The sequence below is a fragment of the Aeromonas sp. QDB34 genome (assembly GCF_027705405.1).
In the GTDB taxonomy this organism is placed as follows: domain Bacteria; phylum Pseudomonadota; class Gammaproteobacteria; order Enterobacterales; family Aeromonadaceae; genus Aeromonas; species Aeromonas hydrophila.
On sequence record NZ_JAPDBT010000005.1, the window covers coordinates 106,874 to 128,985 of the forward strand.

At 59.7% G+C, this 22,112-nt stretch carries 21 protein-coding genes and 2 tRNA genes; 5 read left to right on the plus strand and 18 right to left on the minus strand.

Annotation, left to right across the window (positions count from 1 at the left end):
- Positions 1-25: 25 nt before the first annotated feature.
- Positions 26-1,420: a class II fumarate hydratase gene (gene fumC / locus OKC29_RS09415; protein WP_073351365.1), complete on the plus strand. Its 1,395-nt coding sequence runs from the start codon at positions 26-28 to the stop codon at positions 1,418-1,420.
- Positions 1,421-1,489: 69 nt separating this feature from the next.
- Here the strand turns inward: fumC and OKC29_RS09420 are convergent, their stop codons facing one another.
- Positions 1,490-1,864 carry a DUF1090 domain-containing protein gene (locus OKC29_RS09420; protein ID WP_073351367.1) on the minus strand — a complete coding sequence of 125 codons (375 nt, stop codon included), beginning with the start codon at positions 1,862-1,864 and terminating at the stop codon, positions 1,490-1,492.
- A gap of 179 nt (positions 1,865-2,043) precedes the next feature.
- On the opposite strand from OKC29_RS09420, the gene OKC29_RS09425 reads away from it, so the two are divergent.
- Both OKC29_RS09425 and OKC29_RS09430 read left to right on the plus strand, forming a co-directional pair.
- Positions 2,044-2,397, plus strand: coding sequence for a DsrE/DsrF/TusD sulfur relay family protein (locus tag OKC29_RS09425; RefSeq protein WP_073351368.1), 354 nt, complete (start codon positions 2,044-2,046; stop codon positions 2,395-2,397).
- A 134-nt stretch (positions 2,398-2,531) separates the two neighbouring features.
- Entirely contained in the window at positions 2,532-3,614 is a 1,083-nt protein-coding gene (locus OKC29_RS09430; protein WP_043121007.1) for a protoglobin domain-containing protein, read from the plus strand.
- Positions 3,615-3,617: 3 nt separating this feature from the next.
- Here the strand turns inward: OKC29_RS09430 and OKC29_RS09435 are convergent, their stop codons facing one another.
- The 16 genes from OKC29_RS09435 to rlmE all read right to left on the minus strand — a co-directional run bounded on the left by OKC29_RS09435 (position 3,618) and on the right by rlmE (position 20,357).
- Positions 3,618-4,913 carry an MFS transporter gene (locus OKC29_RS09435; protein WP_269149520.1) on the minus strand — a complete coding sequence of 432 codons (1,296 nt, stop codon included), beginning with the start codon at positions 4,911-4,913 and terminating at the stop codon, positions 3,618-3,620.
- A gap of 48 nt (positions 4,914-4,961) precedes the next feature.
- Positions 4,962-7,100 (minus strand): polyribonucleotide nucleotidyltransferase, encoded by a 2,139-nt coding sequence (pnp, locus tag OKC29_RS09440; protein WP_011707071.1) that lies wholly within the window; start codon positions 7,098-7,100, stop codon positions 4,962-4,964.
- A 167-nt stretch (positions 7,101-7,267) separates the two neighbouring features.
- Positions 7,268-7,537: a 30S ribosomal protein S15 gene (rpsO, locus tag OKC29_RS09445; RefSeq protein ID WP_005298162.1), complete on the minus strand. Its 270-nt coding sequence runs from the start codon at positions 7,535-7,537 to the stop codon at positions 7,268-7,270.
- A 144-nt stretch (positions 7,538-7,681) separates the two neighbouring features.
- The gene (truB, locus tag OKC29_RS09450; protein WP_016351717.1) at positions 7,682-8,641 is read right to left on the minus strand and encodes a tRNA pseudouridine(55) synthase TruB; all 960 of its coding nucleotides are present in this window, start codon (positions 8,639-8,641) and stop codon (positions 7,682-7,684) included.
- A 1-nt stretch (position 8,642) separates the two neighbouring features.
- Positions 8,643-9,077 (minus strand): 30S ribosome-binding factor RbfA, encoded by a 435-nt coding sequence (gene rbfA / locus OKC29_RS09455; RefSeq protein WP_011707073.1) that lies wholly within the window; start codon positions 9,075-9,077, stop codon positions 8,643-8,645.
- Between the two features lie 55 nt (positions 9,078-9,132).
- The gene (gene infB / locus OKC29_RS09460) at positions 9,133-11,826 is read right to left on the minus strand and encodes a translation initiation factor IF-2 (RefSeq protein WP_016351718.1); all 2,694 of its coding nucleotides are present in this window, start codon (positions 11,824-11,826) and stop codon (positions 9,133-9,135) included.
- Positions 11,827-11,846: 20 nt separating this feature from the next.
- Entirely contained in the window at positions 11,847-13,349 is a 1,503-nt protein-coding gene (gene nusA / locus OKC29_RS09465; protein ID WP_011707075.1) for a transcription termination factor NusA, read from the minus strand.
- A gap of 14 nt (positions 13,350-13,363) precedes the next feature.
- Positions 13,364-13,822, minus strand: coding sequence for a ribosome maturation factor RimP (gene rimP, locus OKC29_RS09470; RefSeq protein ID WP_016351719.1), 459 nt, complete (start codon positions 13,820-13,822; stop codon positions 13,364-13,366).
- A 167-nt stretch (positions 13,823-13,989) separates the two neighbouring features.
- Positions 13,990-14,066: transfer RNA gene (locus OKC29_RS09475), tRNA-Met, on the minus strand.
- Positions 14,067-14,158: 92 nt separating this feature from the next.
- A tRNA-Leu gene (locus tag OKC29_RS09480) sits at positions 14,159-14,243 on the minus strand.
- A 7-nt stretch (positions 14,244-14,250) separates the two neighbouring features.
- Positions 14,251-14,577, minus strand: a complete 327-nt coding sequence (gene secG / locus OKC29_RS09485; protein WP_010633113.1) for a preprotein translocase subunit SecG — start codon at positions 14,575-14,577, stop codon at positions 14,251-14,253.
- Positions 14,578-15,342, minus strand: coding sequence for a triose-phosphate isomerase (gene tpiA / locus OKC29_RS09490; RefSeq protein ID WP_029299295.1), 765 nt, complete (start codon positions 15,340-15,342; stop codon positions 14,578-14,580).
- Between the two features lie 131 nt (positions 15,343-15,473).
- Positions 15,474-16,808: a phosphoglucosamine mutase gene (glmM, locus tag OKC29_RS09495; protein WP_016351721.1), complete on the minus strand. Its 1,335-nt coding sequence runs from the start codon at positions 16,806-16,808 to the stop codon at positions 15,474-15,476.
- A gap of 16 nt (positions 16,809-16,824) precedes the next feature.
- Complete coding sequence (folP, locus tag OKC29_RS09500) at positions 16,825-17,670, minus strand: dihydropteroate synthase (RefSeq protein WP_073351372.1); 846 nt, start codon at positions 17,668-17,670, stop codon at positions 16,825-16,827.
- 62 nt (positions 17,671-17,732) lie between these two features.
- Positions 17,733-19,682: an ATP-dependent zinc metalloprotease FtsH gene (gene ftsH / locus OKC29_RS09505; RefSeq protein WP_011707080.1), complete on the minus strand. Its 1,950-nt coding sequence runs from the start codon at positions 19,680-19,682 to the stop codon at positions 17,733-17,735.
- A 45-nt stretch (positions 19,683-19,727) separates the two neighbouring features.
- The gene (gene rlmE / locus OKC29_RS09510) at positions 19,728-20,357 is read right to left on the minus strand and encodes a 23S rRNA (uridine(2552)-2'-O)-methyltransferase RlmE (RefSeq protein WP_011707081.1); all 630 of its coding nucleotides are present in this window, start codon (positions 20,355-20,357) and stop codon (positions 19,728-19,730) included.
- Between the two features lie 97 nt (positions 20,358-20,454).
- On the opposite strand from rlmE, the gene yhbY reads away from it, so the two are divergent.
- Together yhbY and OKC29_RS09520 are read left to right on the plus strand one after the other, a co-directional pair.
- Entirely contained in the window at positions 20,455-20,751 is a 297-nt protein-coding gene (gene yhbY / locus OKC29_RS09515) for a ribosome assembly RNA-binding protein YhbY (RefSeq protein ID WP_005298134.1), read from the plus strand.
- Positions 20,752-20,855: 104 nt separating this feature from the next.
- Positions 20,856-21,449 carry a hypothetical protein gene (locus OKC29_RS09520; RefSeq protein ID WP_024944268.1) on the plus strand — a complete coding sequence of 198 codons (594 nt, stop codon included), beginning with the start codon at positions 20,856-20,858 and terminating at the stop codon, positions 21,447-21,449.
- Positions 21,450-21,496: 47 nt separating this feature from the next.
- Here the strand turns inward: OKC29_RS09520 and greA are convergent, their stop codons facing one another.
- Complete coding sequence (gene greA, locus OKC29_RS09525; RefSeq protein WP_011707083.1) at positions 21,497-21,973, minus strand: transcription elongation factor GreA; 477 nt, start codon at positions 21,971-21,973, stop codon at positions 21,497-21,499.
- Between the last annotated feature and the right edge of the window lie 139 nt (positions 21,974-22,112).

The window sequence follows — 22,112 nt, forward strand, 5'->3', positions numbered from 1 at the left end:
TTTCTTGCAATGAAGGGAGGATGAGATGAAGAGCAGGACTGAACACGACAGCTTCGGCGCGATCGCCGTGCCGGCCGATCGGCTGTGGGGGGCCCAGACCCAGCGCTCCCTGCAACACTTCGACATCTCCGGCGAGCGCCAGCCGATGGCGCTGATCCACGCCCTGGCCCGCATCAAGTCGGCCTGTGCCCGGGTCAACCACGCCAACGGACTGCTGCCCGCCCGCACGGCCCAAGCCATCATGAGCGCCGCCGACGAGATCCTGTGCGGCCAGCATGATGAGGAGTTCCCGCTGCGGGTATGGCAGACAGGCTCCGGCACCCAGACCAACATGAACCTCAACGAGGTGCTGGCCAACCGGGCCAGCGAGCTGCTCGGCGGCACCCGTGGCGAGGGGCGGCTGGTGCACCCCAACGACGAGGTGAACAAGAGCCAGTCGAGCAACGACGTCTTCCCGAGCGCCATGAACCTGGCGGCCGTCACGGCCATCACCCAGCAACTGCTGCCCGCCCTGGCCGCCCTGCGCACCACCCTGGCCGGCAAGGCGGCAGCCTTCGACAACATCGTCAAGATCGGCCGCACCCATCTGCAGGATGCCACCCCGCTCACCCTGGGGCAGGAGTTCTCCGGCTGGGTCGCCCAGCTCCAGCAGGGGGAGCGCCATATCCGGGCCGCCCTGCCCCATCTGTGCGAGCTGGCGCTGGGGGGCACCGCCGTCGGCACCGGCCTCAACACCCCGCCCGGCTTCGCCGAGGCGGTGGCCGCCACCCTGGCCGAGCAGACCGGGCTGCCGCTGGTGAGCGCCCCCAACAAGTTCGAGGCGCTGGCGGCGAGCGATGCCCTGGTGCATGGCCACGGCGCCCTCAAGACGCTGGCCGCCTCCCTCATGAAGATCGCCAACGACGTGCGCTGGCTGGCGAGCGGTCCCCGCAGCGGGCTGGGGGAGCTGCTCATCCCGGAAAACGAGCCTGGCTCTTCCATCATGCCCGGCAAGGTCAATCCGACCCAGTGCGAGGCACTCACCATGCTGTGCGCCCAGGTGATGGGCAACGACGTGGCCATCAACATCGGCGGTGCCAGCGGCAATTTCGAGCTCAACGTGTTCAGGCCGATGATCGCCCACAACTTCCTGCAGAGCGTGCGGCTGCTGGCGGACGGCATGCAGAGCTTCCACGACCACTGCGCCGTCGGCATCACCCCAAACCAGCCCCGAATCGACGAGCTGCTGGCCCGCTCCCTGATGCTGGTGACGGCGCTCAACCCCCATATCGGCTATGACAAGGCGGCAGAGATCGCCAAGCGGGCCCACCATGAGGGGCTCAGCCTGCGGGAGGCGGCCATCGCCTCCGGCCACCTGACGGCGCAGCAGTTCGATGCCTGGGTGGTGCCGGCCGACATGGTGGGTCGGCGCGGCGGCTGAGCCAGCCCGGCGGGAAACACGAGATAAAAAAGAAGCCGGACTGCGCCGGCTTCTTTTTTCATCAATGAGTCAGGGTTTGGCAAGCTTGCTCAGCGCATCCAGCTCGCGCTGGGCGGCCAGCAGCTTGGTCTGGGCCTCTTCCAGCTTGGCCTGCTTCTTGGCGATCTTGTCGGGCTTGCCCGTCACCCTGGCGTTTTGCAGCTCGACCAACCGTTCGTTGACCTGCACCTTGAGCTCCGCCACCCGCTGCTGCTGCTCCTTGAACAGGCCGGCGTCGGTGCAGTGAGTCTCGATATTGCGCAGGGCCCGCTCCAGCCCGGCGACCTGATCCGCATTGTCGTGCGCCTTGGCAAACACCAGCTGATCCTTGACGGCCTGCTGGCGCGCCTTGCAGCCAACGGCCTCACTGCCATAGGCCTGGCCGGCCAACAGCAGCATGCTCATTCCGATAACCTTCCACATAACGACCTCGTTCCCCTGTCATGTTTGATGGCCGCCTATCAGACCGTACTCGGCCGGCCGGGTCAAGGCGCGGGCAAACCAGCTACGACAGAGTTTGTGCGACATCACGCCAACGGGGTGCCGATGGGCCTACAATGGCTACTTTCATCAAGGAGTCCGTTATGAATCAAGAGATTGTCATCATCGCCAACGGCGCCCCCTATGGCAGCGAATCCCTGTTCAATACCCTGCGCCTGGCCATCGCCCTGCGCGAGCAGGGCGGTGCCAACCTGAAACTGTTTCTGATGTCAGATGCGGTCAGCGCCGCACTGGCGGGCCAGGCCCCGGCCGAGGGCTACAACCTGCGCCAGATGCTGGAGATCCTGCTGGCTCAGGGGATCAGCATCCGCCTTTGCAAGACCTGTACCGATGCCCGTGGCATCACGGCGCTGCCGCTCATCGAGGGGATCGAGATCGGCACCCTGCCGCTGCTGGCCCAGTGGACACTGGCGGCCGACAAGGTGTTGACCTTCTAGCAGTGAGAGAACCAGGCGCAGGCATTGATCTGCAACAATCCTGCGCCATTTGAAAACCTGTTCACAGCTGTTAATGTCTACACTGTCAGTTAGATAACAACGTGCGCGCTTTCATTTTCGTTCAGGGAACTGCCATGAATCCAACCGAACAGACTCTGCTGGAACAAATGCGGATCACCGAGTTCGAAATCGCTCATCGCAAGGAGCTGTTGCTGCTGGATGAACGGGATTTCGCCCTGCTCGCCAGCTACCGTCCCAAAATCGAGCCCCACATCGACGCCCTGGTCGACAAGTTTTACACCCTGCAGACCGGGATCACCGAAATTGCCCTGCTGATCGGCGACGCCGACACCCTCACCCGGCTGCGGGCCGCCCAGCGCCGCTACATTCTCGACCTGTTCAGCGGCCTGTACGACCTGGAATACGTCAACAACCGGCTGCGGATCGGGCTGGTGCACAAGCGGATCGGGGTAGAGCCCAAGCTCTATCTGGCCGCCATCAACACCCTCAAGGGGCTGCTCATCGAGGATATCTTTACCCAGATAGACCATGAGCCGGACCGCATCACCATGCTGACCGCCCTCGACAAGCTGTTCCTGTTCGACATCACCCTGGTGTTCGAGACCTATATTCGCAGCCTGGTGTCGGAGATAGAGTCCTCCAAGGAGAAATCGGAGATCTACGCCAAGTCGCTGGAGGAGAAGGTGCGCGAACGTACCCAGCAGCTGGAGGAGATGAGCCGGACCGATGCCCTCACCGGCCTGCTCAGCGTACGCCACCTGCAGGAGAACCTGACCCGCACCCTGCGTACCTGCCAGCGCCGCTCAGAGCCGGTGGTCATCGCCTATCTCGACATCGATGACTTCAAGCAGATCAACGACAGCCAGGGCCATCAGCGCGGGGACGAGATCCTGCGCATCGTCGGCGACTGCATTCGCAAGGTCTCACGGGCGGAGGATTGCTGTTTCCGTTACGGCGGGGACGAGTTCTGCCTGATCCTGCCCAACTGCAACGAGGAGCAGGCCAGAGACGTCTACCTGCAGCGGCTGACCAACGCGCTGGCCGAGCAGATCAGTGACGTTACCCTCAGCATCGGTCTGGTACAGACCGGGCCGGTCCAGTTCGACGAGGGCAACAGCCTGATCCGGCTGGCCGACGAGCGCATGTATGCCGCCAAGAAGGCGATGAAGCTGGTCAACCAGAACAGTACCCACTGAGGTTCAATCCTGCCTGACCCGAATCCGTTCCGGGCGCGCAATGCGGGCGCCCCACTCATAGAGCAGGAAGGTAAACAGGCAGAGCACCGCCATCAGCACATAGAGCGCCTGACCGCCCCACACGGCAAGGATCCAGCCCCCCAGTAGAGCGCCGATGGCGCCACCCAGCCCGGCCAGCGCACCGGCACCGAAGTAGCTCCCCTTCAGGTGCGGGGGCGACATCTGATCGATCAGCACGTTGAGCAGCGGAAACAGTATGGTCTCCCCCACGCTCAGCATCAGTACCGCCCCAACCCAGTGCGACCACTGCTGCGGATCCCCCAGCGCAAACAGCACCTGAGCCCCCAGAAACAGGGTGATGCCGACGTGCAGGCGCACCTTGCCCGGCCAGCGGGCCAAGAAGTGCAGCAGGGGAAACTGCAGCAGCACCACGGTCAGGGCGTTGGTGGCCACCAGAAGGGCGATGAGGCTCGCCACCTCTGGCGTCCCGGCCCGGGTCAGGTACTGCACCAACGGTGAGTGAAACTGGGAATAGACCAGGTTCATCAGCAGGTTGGCCAGTACCAGCAGCAAGAAGCCCCGGTCCAGCCACAGCACCTTGATGGCCGCACGCAGGCCCAGCTCGCTGCCGTGGGTCGCCACTACCCTGTTTTGCGCAAATCCCCAGAGGAAGGCAGCCCCCAGCAGCAGATAGCTGCCACTGAGCAGCAGGAAGGTCTGCTGCTGGGCACTGATGCCGAGGGTCACCCCCAGCAGGGGGCCGAGAGCCGCCCCCAGGTTGAGCAGGAAGTAGCGCAGGTGCAACGCCAGCTCGCGCGCCTTGGCCGAGGCCAGGCTGTCAGCCATCAACGCCTTGCCGGGTGCATCGATGAGCCCGGAGGAGAGGCCGCTGCCGAGCACCCCGAGTCCGAGCCAGAGCACCGAATGGGAGAAGCCAAGCAGACCGTAGCAGAGCACCGAGACCAGACAACCCGCCAGCAGGATGTTGCGCCGCCCCAGCTTGTCGGACAGCCAGCCGCCATAGAAGCTGACCAGGGTGGAGATGGCGGCAGTCGCCCCCAGCATGGCGCCGATGGCGGTCGCCGAGAGGCCATACTCCCGATAGAGCAAGATGGAGAGAAACGGCCAAACCATGTAATAGTTGGTGCGCACCATGAAGGTGCCCAGGATCACGGTCCAGACCAGGGGAGGAAACTGCCTGAGGAGGGCCCACGACATCACACTGCTCCTTGTTGCCCGTCGCGCGGGAAGCCTTTCGTTATAACAAGAGGTCTCAAAAGAGACAACATCAAGCCGCAAATATAAAAAAAGCCGACCCTGAGGTCGGCTTTTTCACTGCTCGGCGGCTTATTCGGCGGCCGGCTCTTCGACGGCGGCAACAGCCGGCTCGGCTGCGGCTTCGGTCGGGGCGTTCGCTTCCTTGATGGAGAGACGCACGCGGCCCTGACGGTCCACTTCCAGTACCTTCACCTTCACCACGTCACCGATCTTCAGATAGTCGGCCACGTTCTGCACGCGTGCATCGGTGATCTGGGAGATGTGCACCAGACCGTCCTTGCCCGGCAGGATGTTGACGAAGGCACCGAAGTCAGCCAGACGTACAACCTTGCCTTCGTAGATGCGGTTCACTTCGATCTCGGCGGTGATGGCCTCGATACGGCGGATCGCTTCCTTGGCGGCATCACCGTCAACGGCGGCGATGCGGACGGTACCGTCATCATCCAGCTCGATGTTGGTGCCGGTCTCTTCGGTCAGGGCACGGATCACGGAGCCACCTTTACCGATGACGTCCTTGATCTTCTCCGGGTTGATCTTGATGGTGTGGATGCGCGGGGCGAAATCGGAGATCTCGGCACGCGGTGCCTGGATGGCTTCGTCCATCACTTTCAGGATGTGCAGGCGAGCACCACGAGCTTGCTTCAGGGCAATCTCCATGATCTCTTTGGTGATGCCTTCGATCTTGATGTCCATCTGCAGCGCGGTCACACCTTCGGTGGTACCGGCAACCTTGAAGTCCATGTCGCCGAGGTGATCTTCGTCACCCAGGATGTCGGACAGCACGACGAAACCTTCTTCTTCCTTCACCAGACCCATGGCGATACCGGCAACGGAGGCCTTGATCGGCACACCGGCGTCCATCAGTGCCAGGGAGGAACCACAGACGGAGGCCATGGAGGAGGAGCCGTTGGATTCGGTGATTTCAGACACCACGCGTACCACGTACGGGAACTCGTCGGCGCTCGGCATCACGGCAGCAACGCCGCGCTTGGCCAGACGACCGTGACCGATTTCACGACGCTTCGGGCTACCCATCATGCCGGTCTCACCGACGCAGTATGGCGGGAAGTTGTAGTGCAGCATGAAGCGATCGGCGCGGTTGCCGGTCAGCTCGTCGATGTTCTGGGCGTCACGCTCGGTACCCAGGGTGGCAACGACCATGGCCTGAGTCTCACCACGGGTGAACAGGGCGGAGCCGTGGGCACGCGGCAGTACGCCGGTGGCGACGGACAGGGCGCGGATCATCTCCGGATCGCGACCATCGATGCGCGGCTCGCCACGGACGACGCGACCACGGACGATGCGGCTTTCCAGGCTGTGGAACTCTTCGCCGATCTTCTTGGCATCTTCTTCCACGCCGGAAGCGATGACTTGCTCAACCACGCGAGCCTTGATGGCGCCGATGGTTTCGTAACGCACGGCCTTCTCGGTGATGCGGTAGGCTTCACCCAGCTCAGCTGTCGCCAGCTCGGCAACCTTGGCTTTCAGCGCTTCGTTGACGGCAGGAGCAGTCCAGTTCCACGGCTTGGTACCGACGTCGGCAGCGAATTCGTTGATGGCGTTGATAACGGCCTGCATCTGCTCGTGACCGAACACCACGGCACCCAGCATCACCTCTTCGGAGAGGATAGCCGCTTCGGATTCAACCATCAGCACGGCGTTGGCGGTACCGGCCACTACCAGGTCCAGATCGCTCTGCGGCAGTTCGGTAGTGGTCGGGTTCAGCACGTACTGACCGTTCATGTAACCCACGCGGGCTGCACCGATCGGGCCGCCGAACGGGATACCGGAGATGGCCAGCGCCGCGGAGGCACCGATCATGGCAACGATGTCGGGAGAAACGGCCGGGTTCACGGACATGACGGTGGCAACCACCTGAACCTCATTGAGGAAGCCTTCCGGGAACAGCGGACGAATAGGACGGTCGATCAGACGGGAGATCAGGGTCTCGCCTTCGCTCGGACGGCCTTCACGACGGAAGAAACCACCCGGGATACGACCAGCAGCATAGGTACGCTCCTGGTAGTTGACGGTCAGCGGGAAGAAATCACGGCCGTGATCGGCCTCTTTCTTGCCAACTACGGTCACAAATACGCAGGTATCGTCCATGCTGACCATGACGGCCGCAGTGGCTTGACGGGCCATCACTCCGGTTTCCAGAGTGACGGTGTGTTGACCGTACTGGAATGACTTTACAATAGGATTCACGTGAATTTCCTTTTTACAATTTGGCGCTTTAAATTCGCGTGCAAGTATACTTGATTCGATGCAAAAGGTAAGCAGCGACACAAATTCTGTGAGGGCGGCAACAGCCTGACGCGCAATAAAAAAGGGGAACCCGGAGGTTCCCCTTTTTCGCGAAATCTGATGGTCGATTAACGACGCAGACCCAGCTTGGCGATCAGAGCAGCGTAACGCTGAACGTCTTTACGCTTCAGGTAGTCCAGCAGCTTACGACGCTGGGAAACCATGCGCAGCAGACCGCGACGACCGTGGTGATCCTTGGAGTGCTCCTTGAAGTGACCTTGCAGATGGTTGATCTGGGCAGTCAGCAGGGCAACTTGCACTTCGGGGGAGCCAGTGTCGTTGGCGCAACGAGCGTTGTCAGCAACGATTTGAGCTTTGATCTCAGCATTTAGAGACATGGTATTACTCCAGTAGAGTGTTTAAAGGTTCACAGCCAATCTCTAATTCAGCCGTGAAATGAGGGCGGTATCATAATCGTCCCCGTCACTTTTCGCAACGGGAAAGCGCCACAACGGCCAACACGCGTCGATACCGCCTGAGGATCACTCCTCGTCGTGTTCGTCGTGATAACGCACCAGACGCTTGGGTGCCACGCGCCCCTCGTCGTCGATCTCGCCCACGCCGATGAACTCGCGCTCCGGACCGACCGTCATGCGCACCTGACCGCTCTGCGGCGCCCCGGCGACCTGCACGGCCTGGCCCTGGTTCACATAGGCGGCCACGGCGGCCAGCATGTTCACCTCGGGCAGGCTTGCCACGGCGGTGTCCATCGGCAGCAGCAGCGGATCCAGCTGCTCGCGCGGCGGAATGCTCTCGGCCTTGGCCTGCTCGAAGATGCACTCGAGCTGTTCCAGGGTCAGCATCCGCTCATAGGGATAGCTGGCCACCTGGGTACGGCGCAACTGGGTGACGTGCGCGCCGCAGCCCAGCACCTCTCCCAGATCGTCCACCAAGGAGCGGATGTAGGTGCCCTTGCTGCAGTGCACCTCCAGCTTGACCTCGTCCCCTTCAAAGCTGATCAGCTTGAGCTCGAACACCGTGATGGGGCGGGCTTCCCGCTCGATCTCGATGCCTTCACGGGCGTACTCGTAGAGCGGGCGACCGTTGTGCTTGAGGGCGGAGTACATGGACGGCACCTGCATGATGGGGCCGCGGAACTGGTCCAGCGACTCGATCAGGGTACCCACGGCCACGTTCACCGGCCGGGTGGAGACCACCTCGCCATCGGAGTCGCTGGTATTGGTGCGCTCGCCCAGCTTGGCGGTCACCTCGTAGCGCTTGTCCGCTTCCAGCAGATACTGGGAGAACTTGGTGGCTTCGCCGAGGCAGATCGGCAGCATGCCGGTTGCCAGCGGGTCCAGGGCGCCGGTGTGGCCGGCCTTGGCGGCGTTGTAGATCCGCTTGACCTTCTGCAACACATCGTTGGAGGTCAGCCCGGTCGGCTTGTCCAGCAGCAGGATACCGTGCACGTCACGGCCCTTGAAACGACGTCTACGAGACATCTCAGGCGTTATCCTCAGTAGTTTCATCCGGCGCGGCATCGTCTTCTTCACGACCGGATTCGGCCATGCGACGCTTGTCTTCACGGATGGTGTTGGTCACCAGGTTGGAGAGACGCATCCCCTCGACCAGGGTCTGGTCGTAGAAGAAACGCAGCTCGGGCACCACGCGAAGACGCATGGCGCTGCCCAGCAGGCTGCGGATGTAGCCAGCGGCTTCCGTCAGCGCCTTGAGCCCTTCCTTGATGCGCTCGGCATCATTTTCCAGCTGCAAGAAGGTGACATACACCTTGGCGTAATTGAGGTCACGGGACACTTCCACATCGGAAACGGTCACCATGCCGATGCGCGGATCCTTGACCTCGCGCTGCAGAATGAGCGCGATTTCACGCTGGATCTGCTGTCCGACCCGACGGGTCCGGCTAAATTCTCTGGCCATATTCTATCCTGCGATAAAAGGGGGCCGCGGCCCCCTATTTAATCTGACTCCAGCCTTACAGAGTCCGTTGAATTTCAACGGTCTCGTAAACTTCGATCTGGTCGCCTTCGCGTACGTCGTTGTAGTTCTTGACCGCGATACCACACTCGTAGCCGTTCTTGACTTCGTTGACGTCATCCTTGAAGCGACGCAGGGATTCCAGCTCGCCTTCATAGATAACCACGTTGTCGCGCAGAACGCGAATGCGGTTGGAACGCTTGACCACACCTTCGGTGACCATACAGCCAGCCACGGCACCAAACTTCGGTGACTTGAACACGCTGCGCACTTCGGCCAGACCGATGATTTCCTGACGGTACTCGGGGGCCAGCATGCCGCTCATGGCCTGCTTCACTTCGTCGATCAGGTCATAGATGACGGAGTAGTAACGCAGATCCAGGCTCTCGGCCTCGATGACCTTGCGTGCAGAAGCATCGGCACGGACGTTGAAGCCCACCAGGATGGCGCTGGACGCGGCAGCCAGGGTAGCGTCGGTCTCGGTGATACCACCCACGCCGGAACCCACGATCTTCACCTTCACTTCGTCGGTGGAGAGCTTGACCAGGGCATCGCAGATCGCTTCCACGGAACCCTGTACGTCGGCCTTGATCACCACGTTCACTTCGGACACTTCGCCCTCGGTCATGTTGGCGAACATGTTTTCCAGCTTGGCCTTCTGCTGGCGAGCCAGCTTGACTTCGCGGAACTTGCCTTGACGGTAGAGCGCCACTTCACGGGCTTTCTTCTCGTCACGCACGACAGTGGCTTCGTCACCGGCAGAGGGAACGCCGGACAGGCCGAGGATTTCCACCGGCAGGGACGGACCCGCTTCCTTGATCTCGCGACCCAGCTCGTCACGCATGGCACGGACACGACCATATTCCAGGCCGCACAGCACGATGTCGCCCTGACGCAGGGTACCTTCTTGTACCAGTACGGTTGCAACCGGGCCACGACCCTTGTCCAGGAAGGACTCGATCACGACGCCGTTGGCCATGCCGTCAACCACGGCTTTCAGCTCCAGTACTTCGGACTGGATCAGGATGGCTTCCAGCAGGTCATCGATGCCCTGGCCGGATTTGGCGGAGACATGGACGAACTGGCAATCGCCACCCCAGTCTTCAGACATGACGTTGTAACGGGCCAGCTCGGTCTTGACGCGATCCGGATCTGCTTCCGGCTTGTCGATCTTGTTGACCGCCACCACCAAGGGCACTTCAGCGGCCTTGGCGTGCTGGATGGCTTCGATGGTTTGCGGCATTACGCCATCATCGGCAGCAACGACCAGCACCACGATATCGGTGGCCTTGGCACCACGAGCACGCATGGAGGTAAACGCCGCGTGACCCGGGGTATCCAGGAAGGTGATCATGCCACTGTCGGTTTCGACGTGGTAAGCACCGATATGCTGGGTAATTCCACCGGCTTCGCCCGCGGCAACCTTGGCCTTGCGGATGTAGTCCAGCAGCGAGGTCTTGCCGTGGTCGACGTGACCCATGATGGTCACGACCGGCGCGCGCGGCTTGGCTTCGGAGGTCTCGTCACGATCGGACAGTACCGCCTCTTCCAGCTCGTTCTCGCGGCGCAGCACCACCTTGTGACCCATCTCCTCGGCGACCAGCTGAGCGGTCTCCTGGTCGATCACCTGGTTGATGGTGGCCATGGCACCCATCTTCATCATCACCTTGATGACTTCAACGCCCTTGACGGCCATCTTGTTGGCCAGGTCGGCCACAGTGATGGTCTCGCCGATCACCACGTCGCGGTTCACCGCGGCCGCCGGCTTGTTGAAGCCGTGCTTCATGGCGTTCGGAGTGGCAACCTTGCCACGCTTGCCCTTGCGAGCACGCGGGTTGCGCGCATCGCGATCGTCTTCACGACGACCGGCCTTTTTCGGGCCCTTGGCAGCAGCGGCAGTGCGGCGGCTGGTCTCTTCCTTACGATCCAACTCATCTTCAGCCGCCTGAGCGTGCTTGTTGGTGGTCAGATGGTAATCGCTGCTCTCTTTGGCGCGAGCGGCTTCTTCTTCAGCCCAGCGGGCTGCGTTCTGTTCCGCCATGACACGAGCCTCTTCGGCTTTCTTCGCGGCGAGTTCCTCAGCCTTGGTCAAGGCTGCTTGTTCTTGTTGGCGCTTCAGTTCTTCTGCTTCGCGCTTGGCCATCTTTTCTGCCTCTTGCTGAGCTGTGCTACCGGCTGCTTTGGCGGGCTGTTGAGCCTGTCGAGCCTTTTGTTGTGCCTCGATCCGCGCCTTTTCCTCAGCTTCACGACGAGCCTGCTCAGCCTCACGGCGAGCCTTCTCTTCAGCGTCGAGACGGGCCTTCTCTTCGGCCTCGCGACGAGCTTTTTCTTCTGCTTCCAAACGCGCTGTTTCCTCGGCTTCCGCCTGGCGCTGTTCATCTTCCAGCGCCGAACGTCTTACATAGGTGCGAGACTTGCGCACTTCTACCTGCACTTCCTTGTTCTTGCCGCCAGTCCCCTGAACACTGATGGTGCTCTTGGTCTTGCGCTGCAAGGTCATGCGGGCAGGTGCGGCGACCTCGTCACCTCCATGCTGTTTCTTCAGATGGGCCAGCAGTGTCTGTTTCTCAGACTCGCTGACCATGTCGTCGGCCTTGCTCTTGCTGATACCGGCATCGACAAACTGCTGGAGAAGACGATCAACCGGTGTGTCGATGTCAGTGGCAAGTTGTTTGACTGATACTTCTGCCATTCATTTTCCTCCGTTTGATCTTACTCAGACTGCTCTTCTCCGAACCAACAGATATTACGAGCAGCCATAATCAGCTCACCGGCTTTCTCTGCCGTCAGCCCTTCAATATCAGCAAGGTCATCGATGCCTTGCTCTGCCAAATCTTCCAGGGTACCGATGCCGCGAGCGGCCAGTGCGTACGCCATTTCACGGCCAAGGCCGTTCAGATTGAGCAGTTCTTCGGAAGGTTCTACACCTTCAAAGGATTCTTCTTTGGCCAAAGCCTTGGTGGTCAGGGCATCCTTGGCGCGTTTGCGCAGCTCTTCCACCATGTCTTCGTCCAGGCCATCGATGGCCAGCAGCTCGTTGACCGGCACGAAGGCGATCTCTTCCAGAGTGGAGAAACCCTCTTCCATCAACAGGCTGGCGAAATCGTCATCGATGTCCAGAGTGCTGGTGAACAGCGTCAGGATGCGGTCGTTCTCGGCCTGGTGCTTGGCACGCATGTCCTCGACGGTCATCACGTTCAGCTCCCAACCGGTCAGCTGGGAAGCCAGACGCACGTTCTGACCGTTGCGACCGATGGCCTGGGCCAGGTTGGCGGCTTCCACGGCGATGTCCATGGTGTGGTTGTCTTCATCAACGATGATGGAGGCCACATCGGCAGGCGCCATGGCATTGATCACGTACTGGGCCGGGTTGTCATCGTACAGCACGATGTCGGCGCGCTCGCCGCTCAGCTCGGCGGAGACCGCCTGAACGCGGGCACCACGCATGCCGATACAGGCACCGATCGGGTCGATACGACGATCGTTGGTCTTCACCGCGATCTTGGCGCGGGAACCCGGGTCACGGGCTGCGCCCATGATTTCGATCATCTCTTCACCGATTTCCGGCACTTCGATGCGGAACAGCTCTTTCAGGAAGTCCGGGCTGGAACGGCTGACGAACAGCTGGGAACCACGGGCTTCCGGACGCACGGCGTAGAGCAGACCACGGATGCGGTCGCCCGGGCGGAAGGTCTCGCGCGGCAGCATGTCGTCGCGGAAGATCACGGCTTCGGCGTTGCTGCCCAGATCCAGGATCACGTTGTCGCGGTTGCTCTTCTTGACCACGCCGCTGATGATGGTGCCTTCCTTGTCCTTGAACTGGTCAACGACCTGGGAACGCTCGGCTTCGCGCACTTTCTGCACGATGACCTGCTTGGCAGTCTGGGTGGTGATGCGGTCGAAGGTGACAGAGTCGATCTGATCTTCAACGTATTCACCGATCTGGATTTCTGGCTGCTCGATCTGGGCAGCTTCCAGGGTAATCTCGGCGTAGGGGTTTTCCATCGCAGCTTGATCTGCAATGACGACCCAGCGGCGATAAGTGTCGTAGTCACCGGTCTTGCGATCGATCTCGACCCGAACTTCAATCTCGCCTTCGTATTTTTTCTTGGTCGCTGTCGCCAACGCGGTTTCCAGAGCCTGGAAAATCTTCTCGCGGGGTACCGCCTTCTCGTTGGAAACTGCGTCAACGACCAGCAAAATCTCTTTATTCATATCCGATAGCCTCGTTAACCAAAGTTCGGCACTATGTTCGCTTTTTGGATATTGGTGAAAGCCAACACTTCGTCCTTACCATCTACCGTCAGGGTGATCATGTCGCCCTGCACGGCTTTGATTACGCCTTTGAACTTGCGGCGGTTGTTTGTTGCCATCCGAAGCGTTACCGCCGCCTCTTGGCCAACGTATTTTTCGAACTGGGCAACCTTGAACAGGGGACGATCCAGACCCGGGGAAGACACCTCGAGGTAATACTCCTCGGTGATGGGATCTTCGACATCCATGATGGCGCCAACCTGATGGCTGACCTCAGCACAGTTCTCGACGCTCACGCCATGCTCGCCGTCGATATAGACGCGCAAGGTGGAGTGTTTACCCGCACGGATAAACTCAATACCCCACAGTTCAAAGCCCAAGGCAACGACAGGAGCCTCGAGCAGATCGGTCAAACGTTGTTCCAACGTAGCCAAAGTCACCCTCCGAAAAAACAAAAAAAGGGCATAAAGCCCAGATAGAAATTGGTTCAGAGTAAATTGCACATAACAAAAAGCCCCGATGTCAAATCGGGGCTTGGCGCTTTACCCTGATTGTCGCCTCGCAGCGACCGCCTTCCTGAGCGTAGGAAATGCGTGAAATTTGGTTGCGGGGGCCGGATTTGAACCGACGACCTTCGGGTTATGAGCCCGACGAGCTACCATGCTGCTCCACCCCGCGTCCGAAATCGTGCGAGATTATAGCCACTTCACTCTCGTCACACAAGACTGACTGGCTATAATACACCCGGTCACCCGGGCTCACTGCTTAATTGGTGCCGTGGGCGGGACTCGAACCCGCACACCCTAGAGCACTACCCCCTCAAGATAGCGTGTCTACCAATTCCACCACCACGGCAAAACTCTTACTCGGGAACGTCAGTGTCTTTCTTGACTGGCGCTTTGCTCTGCTCAACCTGTTGGGTTTGTTGCAGATTTTCCCATTCACTACCCTGTTTGACCTTGTTGCTGGACATAGAGCCGAGCACCAAGCTAATCAAGAAGAACAGAGTAGCCAAAATCGCTGTTGTGCGGGTCAGGAAGCTGCCTGATCCACCGGAGCCGAATACGGTATTCGATGCCCCTGCGCCGAAGGAGGCGCCCATGTCAGCCCCTTTACCTTGCTGAATCATCACTAGACCAATCAGAGCCAGTGACACCAGCAGATAAACGACCAAAAGAATCTCGTACATTTAACTTGCACCCTTTGCCGCTTCAACAATTCCTAAAAACGTCTGGTCATCGAGACTTGCTCCACCAATCAGGCCGCCGTCAACGTCGGGCTGGGCAAACAACTCTCTTGCATTGGCCGGCGTCACGCTCCCACCATAGATGATTCTGACTTTCTCACCTATGACCGGAGTATCCTCCGCCAAGCGACCACGTATAAAGGAATGAACCTCTTGTGCCTGCTCGGGTGTGGCGCATTTACCTGTACCTACAGCCCAAATCGGCTCGTAGGCGATGATAGCATTATCGAAAGCCATCGCGCCATTTTTCTCTATGACGATGTCCAGCTCTTCGGCGATCACCTCGAAGGTTCTTCTCGCCTGCCTCGCTGCCCCTGATTCACCCAAACAGAGGATGGGAATCAGACCTGCCGCTCTGGCTGCCGCAAACTTCTCTGCGACGATAAAACTGGTCTCACCAAAGAGACGCCTGCGCTCGGAGTGCCCTACCAGTACGTATCGACACCCTGCCTCGACCAGCATCTGACACGAGATTTCCCCCGTGTAAGCGCCCTGTCTGTGCTGGCTCACATTCTGAGCCCCCAACTTCATTGTCCGCTGCTCACCGAGCAGTGCGGCCGTAAAGTCGAGATGCACATGGGATGGACACAAGACCACGTCTACTCGTTCATCAACGTCCTTCAGACATTGACCAGTAAACTGCTCTAACTGCGACCTACTACCGTGTAACTTCCAGTTGGCTGCTACAAACGGCTTGCGATGTCCCATCGGCAACTCCCTTGCGAAAGCGGGGCTGATAATATCCAGAGGATTGTCAGCTGACAAGCGCTATTTTCAAATTTTCGAATCGTTTGAACAAGATACAACCAGGGCGGCTTAAAAGCCGCCCTTTTTGTTCATTAAAACGCCGATTCGACCTGTTGTGCGATGCGTTGGGCCATATCACGCACCTGCTGTTCATGTTCCCCTTCCACCATCACGCGGATCAGGGGTTCGGTGCCGGATTTGCGCAGCAGCACACGGCCACGACCGGCCAGCTCCTGTTCCACCTTGGCCACTTCCTGCTGCACGGCGTCGGCCGCCAGCGGGTCCTTGCCTTCGGCAAAGCGCACATTGACCAGCACCTGCGGGAACTTGTTCATGCCGGAGCGCAGCTTGGCCAGCGGCATCTCGGCGGTGCAAATGGCTGTCAGTACCTGCAGGGCGGCAACGATACCATCCCCGGTAGTGGTCTGATCCAGGCAGATGATGTGACCGGAATTCTCGCCGCCGATGCGCCAGCCCTTCTCGTTCATCATCTCCAGCACGTAGCGGTCACCCACCTTGGCGCGGGCGAACGGGATGCCCAGCGTCTGCAGCGCCAGCTCCAGACCCATGTTGGCCATCAGGGTGCCCACCACGCCGCCCTTGAGGCGACCGTTGCGCAGTGCATCGCGGGCAATGATGTAGAGGATTTCGTCGCCGTCGATGATATAGCCGGTGTTGTCCACCATCACCAGACGGTCGCCATCACCATCGAAGGCCACCCCCAGATCTGCCTTGCACTCCAGCACCTTGGCCGCCAGGGCTTCGGGGGCGGTCGAACCGACACCGTCGTTGATGTTGAGACCATCCGGGCTGCAGCCGATGGCGATCACTTCTGCCCCCAGCTCGCGGAACACGGAAGGCGCAATGTGGTAGGTCGCACCATGACCACAGTCCACCACCATCTTCAGCCCTTCCAGGCTCAGATTGGAGGGGAAAGTGCTCTTGCAGAATTCGATGTAACGACCGGCAGCATCGTCGATGCGCAGTGCCTTGCCCAGCTCGGCGGACTCCACGCACTTGAGTTCGTGGTCCAGCTCGGCTTCGATGGCCATCTCGACTTCGTCAGGCAGCTTGGTACCGTCGGCGGAGAAGAACTTGATGCCGTTGTCGTAATAGGGATTGTGGGAAGCGCTGATGACGATGCCGGCTTCGGCCCGGAAGGTGCGGGTCAGGTAGGCGACGGCCGGGGTGGGCATGGGGCCCATCAGAATGGCCTTGAGACCCGCGGCGGACAGACCCGCCTCCAGTGCGGACTCCAGCATGTAGCCGGAGATGCGGGTATCCTTGCCGATCAGCACCTTGCGAGTACCCTTCTTGGAGAGCACCTTGCCCGCAGCCCAGCCCAGTTTCATCACAAAATCCGGGGTGATCGGGTATTCACCCACCTTGCCGCGTACACCGTCGGTGCCAAAATACTTTCTTGCCATTGTCTGTTCTCGTTTTTTATTTGGATATGAAATCTTGTCCCGTCATGACCATCCAGCCGGTACGCAAGGCATCCATGGTCGCTCGCACATCGTGCACCCGAATGATCCGGGCACCGCGCTGCATCCCGATGAGCGCACAGGCCAGACTGCCGGCCAGCCGTTCATCAACCGAACGGCCGAGCAGGTTGCCTATCATAGACTTTCGCGACATACCGACCAAGAGCGGAAGCTGGTAATCGAGCAACTTCTCCTGCTGCGCAAGCAGCTGATAGTTGTGTGCGAGCGTCTTGCCAAAACCGTAACCGGGGTCCAGCAACAACTGCCCCCTCTCTATTCCCGCTGCCAGGCAGGCGACGATCCGCTCGTCGAAGAAAGCCCTCACCTTCCCCAGCAGATCGTCATAATGCGGCTCTGCCTGCATGGTTCTGGGCTGCCCCTGCATGTGCATCAGGCACACCGGAACATTGGCAACGGCGGCCGCGGCCAGGGCCCCCGGCTCGAGCAGGGCTCGTACGTCGTTGATAAGATGGGCACCCGCCGCGCAGCCTTCCCGCATCACCGCCGCCTTGGAGGTATCCAGGGAGATCATCACCTCCAGCTCGGCGACCATGCGCTCCACCACGGGAATGACTCTGTCCAGCTCCTCCTGCTCGCTCACATCGGGAGCACCGGGGCGGGTCGACTCGCCACCGATATCGATAAGGGTCGCCCCCTCTGCCACCATCTGGCGCGCATGGGTCATCGCCCGCTCCAGCTGATTGAAATGACCACCGTCGGAGAAGGAGTCCGGTGTCACATTGAGGATCCCCATGACGTGGGGACGTTCTAGGGAGAGGCTGAGCCCCTTGCTGGTTAGCTGCATCGTTACTTCCGTTGACATAAAGAAAAACCCCGGGGCCAGCCCGGGGTTTGTATCATCACGATTTATTTGGCCGGCAGATCGTTGGCCTTGTCGATATCGACATCAGCCACCTGCTCGGTCTCGGCTACCGCCGGCTTGGCCTCTGCTGCAACCGTGGCACCGCCTTGCGGGGTATCACCGTGCTCATCATGCCAGTTGCTGGGGGCACGCACTTCGCGGCGAGCCATCAGATCGTCGATCTGCTTGGCATCGATGGTCTCGTACTTCATCAGCGCATCTTTCATGCTGTGCAGCACGTCCATGTTGTCCAGCAGGATCTGCTTGGAGCGGGCATAGTTGCGATCGATGACCTGCTTGACCTCGGCATCGATGACGCGCGCAGTATCATCGGACATGTGCTTGGCCTTGGCCATGCTGCGACCGAGGAACACCTCGCCATCTTCTTCCGCATAGAGCATGGGACCGAGACGCTCGGACATGCCCCACTGGGTCACCATCTTGCGGGCGATGTCGGTGGCACGCTCGATGTCGTTGGACGCACCGGTCGATACCTTCTCGGCACCGTAGATCAGCTCTTCCGCCAGACGACCGCCGTACAGGCTGGAGATCATCGATTCCAGATGCTGCTTGGAGTGACTCCAGCGATCCTGCTCCGGCAGATACATGGTCACACCCAGCGCACGACCGCGCGGAATGATGGAGACCTTGTAGACGGGGTCATGATCCGGCACAAGACGACCAATGATGGCGTGGCCGGCTTCGTGATAGGCCGTCATCTCCTTCTCGGACTCTTTCATCACCATGGAGCGACGTTCCGCGCCCATCATGATCTTGTCCTTGGCCTTTTCAAACTCGGCCATGGAGACCACACGACGGCTCTCGCGGGCCGAGAACAGAGCGGCTTCGTTGACCAGGTTGGCGAGATCAGCACCGGAGAAACCAGGCGTGCCGCGGGCAATCAGCGCCGGATTGACATCATCTGCCAACGGCACCTTGCGCATGTGCACTTTCAGGATCTGTTCGCGACCACGGACATCCGGCAGACCGACCACGACCTGGCGGTCGAAACGACCCGGACGCAGCAAGGCGGGGTCCAGTACGTCAGGACGGTTGGTAGCGGCGATGACGATGATACCTTCATTGCCTTCAAAGCCATCCATTTCGACCAGCATCTGGTTCAGGGTCTGCTCACGCTCGTCATGACCACCGCCCAGACCGGCGCCACGCTGGCGGCCGACCGCATCGATCTCGTCGATGAAGATGATGCAGGGAGAAGACTTCTTGGCCTGCTCGAACATGTCGCGTACCCGGGAGGCACCGACACCCACGAACATCTCGACGAAATCTGAACCCGAAATGGTAAAGAAGGGCACCTTGGCCTCGCCCGCAATGGCCTTGGCCAGCAGGGTCTTACCGGTACCGGGAGGACCAACCAGCAGAACGCCGGTCGGGATCTTGCCGCCCAGTTTCTGGAACTTGCTCGGATCGCGCAGATAGTCGACCAGCTCCTTCACCTCTTCCTTGGCCTCGTCACAGCCGGCCACGTCGGCAAAGGTGGTCTTGATCTGATCTTCACTCATCAGGCGAGCCTTGCTCTTGCCGAACGACATGGCACCCTTGCCACCACCGCCCTGCATTTGACGCATGAAGAAGACCCAGACACCGATCAGCAACAGCATCGGGAACCAGGAGATGAAGATGGACGTCAGCAGAGACGGCTCTTCCGGCTTCTCGCCCATCACTTTGACATTGTGATTGAGCATGTCGTTGAGCAGCTGGGGATCCGGCGCCGGGATGATGGTGGTGAAGCGTTCACCGGTGCGCTTGACGCCATTAATGACCTTGCCATCCATCCGCACTTCACGGATCTGCTCTTGGGTCACTTCTTTAACGAAGCTGGAATAGTCCAGCTGGCGACTGGTGGTATCGCTGGGGCTGAAGCTATTGAACACCGACATCAACACGACGGCGATGACCAGCCACAGGATTAGGTTTTTCGCCATGTCACTCAAATCAGTAACCTCGCAGACTGACAGTTAACGATGAAGGTTAGGGTACTACAGTTTAAAACCGGTAGCCACAATGTAGACTTCTCGTGAACGGGCACGAGACGAGTCTGGTTTACGAATCTTGACAGCAGTGAAAAGTTTACGGATTTCATTGAGATAGATATCAAACCCCTCCCCCTGGAACACCTTGACCACGAAGCTGCCGTTGGCCCGCAGGACCTGGTTGCACATGTCCAGTGCCAGTTCGACCAGATACATGGAACGGGCCTGATCCACCTGCTGGGTACCGCTCATGTTGGGCGCCATGTCGGACATGACGACGTCAACCTTGTCCGGACCTACCCGTTCAAGCAGGGCGCCCAGTACAGTTTCCTCCCGAAAGTCGCCCTGAAGGAAATCGACACCGGCGATGGAATCCATCGGCAGAATATCGCAGGCGATCACCCGGCCCTTGTCACCGACCTGGTCGATGGCAAACTGGGACCAGCCACCGGGGGCCGCCCCCAGATCCACCACCGTCATGCCCGGCTTGAGCAGTTTGTCCTTGCCCTGGATCTCGTCGATCTTGAACACGGCACGGGATCTCAGTCCCAACTTCTGGGCTTTTTTGACGTATTGATCGTCAAAATGCTCTTTTAACCAGCGGGTTGAACTGGGGGAATGTTTTTTCTGGGTCATGATCGTCGACTTTAAAAAACCACAAGGGTTATTAGTATTAAGGGCTAAGTGGGGGTAGAATACGCCCCTTTCAACCCTGACTTATGAAGAAATTGCCATGATTCTCAACAATAAACAGAAACAGTACCTCAAGGGCCTTGCCCACAGTCTGAAGCCGGTCGTCCTGCTGGGACAACACGGTCTGACCGAAGGTGTGCTGGCCGAGATCGATCTGGCGCTCAACCACCACGAGCTGATCAAGGTTAAGGTTGCGTCTGAAGATCGTGAGATGAAACAGCTGGTTATGGATGCCATCGTCCGTGAAACCGGCGCGGTGAAAGTACAGAGCATCGGCCACGTGCTGACCATCTATCGTCAAGCCAACGAGCCGAAAATCCAACTGCCCCGCAAGTAACAGGAAAGAGCATCGCTCTTTCCTTCATTTCCCCTCTTCCCAAGTCGCTTGCCAAAGTAGTCGCCAGGCCCTTAACCTGCGATGAATACTCGTGGATACCCGCTATGGATCACCATCAGATTCTCACCGAAGATGAACTGGCCATGCTACGGGACTTGGGAAGCGATCAGGAGACGGCCGCCGGTCAATCCCTGAGCGGTTATCTCGCCACTCCCCTGCTAGGCCTGCTGCAACGTGCCGACCAGCTGGTGCTGGAAGCCCGTTTTGCCGGACATCAGCTCCGTTTTCCGCTGCGCTTCACTCAAGGGGATGATGGCTTTGTCGAGCCACGCATCGCCGCCCCCGTCATCAAGGAGCTGGGCTATCCCCATCCGCGCACCTGGCGGCTGGACGAGCAGGCCAGCTTCAGGATGGGTGAGCACGAGTATCTGGTGCACAGCCTGTCGCTCGATGGTCTGGTTGTCGAGGGCCTGCCGCCCGGACTGGCCGTCGGCGCCACCTTGACGGGCAGCCTGCTCATTGAGGATCTCGCCCCCCTGCCGCTCAGCGCAGAGCTGGTCAGACACATTCATCGTCGCAACGGCATCCAGGGCTGGGCACTGCATTTCCAGATGGCCAAAGCGGACCTTGAACTGCTGCGCAACTGGATGTTTCAACGTCATCAGGACGCCTTCACCCAGGCTTACCAGCCCCGCTAAATACAAACAGGGGAGCCGGGGCTCCCCTGTTCTGGCATCAAGCTACCTTAGAGGTAGGCAACTTCCAGGATCTCGTACTCCACATCGCCTGCCGGCGTCTTGACGATGGCCACATCGTCCACTTCCTTGCCGATCAGAGCACGGGCGATGGGGGAATTCACGGAGATCATGTTCTGTTTGATGTCCGCCTCGTCGTCGCCCACGATACGGTAGACCACCTCTTCTTCCGTCTCGCTCTTGAGCAGAGTCACGGTTGCCCCGAAGATGACGCGGCCATTGTTGGTCATCTTGGTGATGTCGATCACCTGGGCGTTGGAGAGCTTGCTCTCGATTTCCTGGATACGGCCTTCACAGAAGCCTTGCTGCTCGCGGGCAGCATGGTATTCGGCGTTTTCTTTCAGATCACCATGTTCACGGGCATCTGCAATCGCTTCGATAATCTGCGGACGCAGCTCGGTCTTGAGATATTCGAGCTCTTCACGCAGCTTTTCAGCGCCGCGAACAGTCATCGGAGTATGATTCATAGTCGAAACCTGGGTTGCTTGAAAAGAGAAGCTGCGGCTATCAGAGAGAGCCGCAGCTGTCGGTTCGGATGAGGCATCTTAATATGAAGCCGGCACAAAATCCATGTCAGTCCCTGCGAGCGGGATCGCGCTTTCTCAT

Coding starts and splice junctions, on each gene's coding strand:
- folP (WP_073351372.1), bottom strand. CDS start 17,670: ATGCAGCTAACCAGCAAGGGGCTCAGCCTCTCCCTAGAACGTCCCCAC.
- infB (WP_016351718.1), bottom strand. CDS start 11,826: ATGGCAGAAGTATCAGTCAAACAACTTGCCACTGACATCGACACACCG.
- nusA (WP_011707075.1), bottom strand. CDS start 13,349: ATGAATAAAGAGATTTTGCTGGTCGTTGACGCAGTTTCCAACGAGAAG.
- rbfA (WP_011707073.1), bottom strand. CDS start 9,077: ATGGCCAGAGAATTTAGCCGGACCCGTCGGGTCGGACAGCAGATCCAG.
- tpiA (WP_029299295.1), bottom strand. CDS start 15,342: ATGGGACATCGCAAGCCGTTTGTAGCAGCCAACTGGAAGTTACACGGT.
- secG (WP_010633113.1), bottom strand. CDS start 14,577: ATGTACGAGATTCTTTTGGTCGTTTATCTGCTGGTGTCACTGGCTCTG.
- yhbY (WP_005298134.1), top strand. CDS start 20,455: ATGATTCTCAACAATAAACAGAAACAGTACCTCAAGGGCCTTGCCCAC.
- OKC29_RS09425 (WP_073351368.1), top strand. CDS start 2,044: ATGAATCAAGAGATTGTCATCATCGCCAACGGCGCCCCCTATGGCAGC.
- rlmE (WP_011707081.1), bottom strand. CDS start 20,357: ATGACCCAGAAAAAACATTCCCCCAGTTCAACCCGCTGGTTAAAAGAG.
- OKC29_RS09430 (WP_043121007.1), top strand. CDS start 2,532: ATGAATCCAACCGAACAGACTCTGCTGGAACAAATGCGGATCACCGAG.
- fumC (WP_073351365.1), top strand. CDS start 26: ATGAAGAGCAGGACTGAACACGACAGCTTCGGCGCGATCGCCGTGCCG.
- OKC29_RS09420 (WP_073351367.1), bottom strand. CDS start 1,864: ATGAGCATGCTGCTGTTGGCCGGCCAGGCCTATGGCAGTGAGGCCGTT.
- glmM (WP_016351721.1), bottom strand. CDS start 16,808: ATGGCAAGAAAGTATTTTGGCACCGACGGTGTACGCGGCAAGGTGGGT.
- OKC29_RS09520 (WP_024944268.1), top strand. CDS start 20,856: ATGGATCACCATCAGATTCTCACCGAAGATGAACTGGCCATGCTACGG.
- greA (WP_011707083.1), bottom strand. CDS start 21,973: ATGAATCATACTCCGATGACTGTTCGCGGCGCTGAAAAGCTGCGTGAA.
- truB (WP_016351717.1), bottom strand. CDS start 8,641: ATGTCTCGTAGACGTCGTTTCAAGGGCCGTGACGTGCACGGTATCCTG.
- rpsO (WP_005298162.1), bottom strand. CDS start 7,537: ATGTCTCTAAATGCTGAGATCAAAGCTCAAATCGTTGCTGACAACGCT.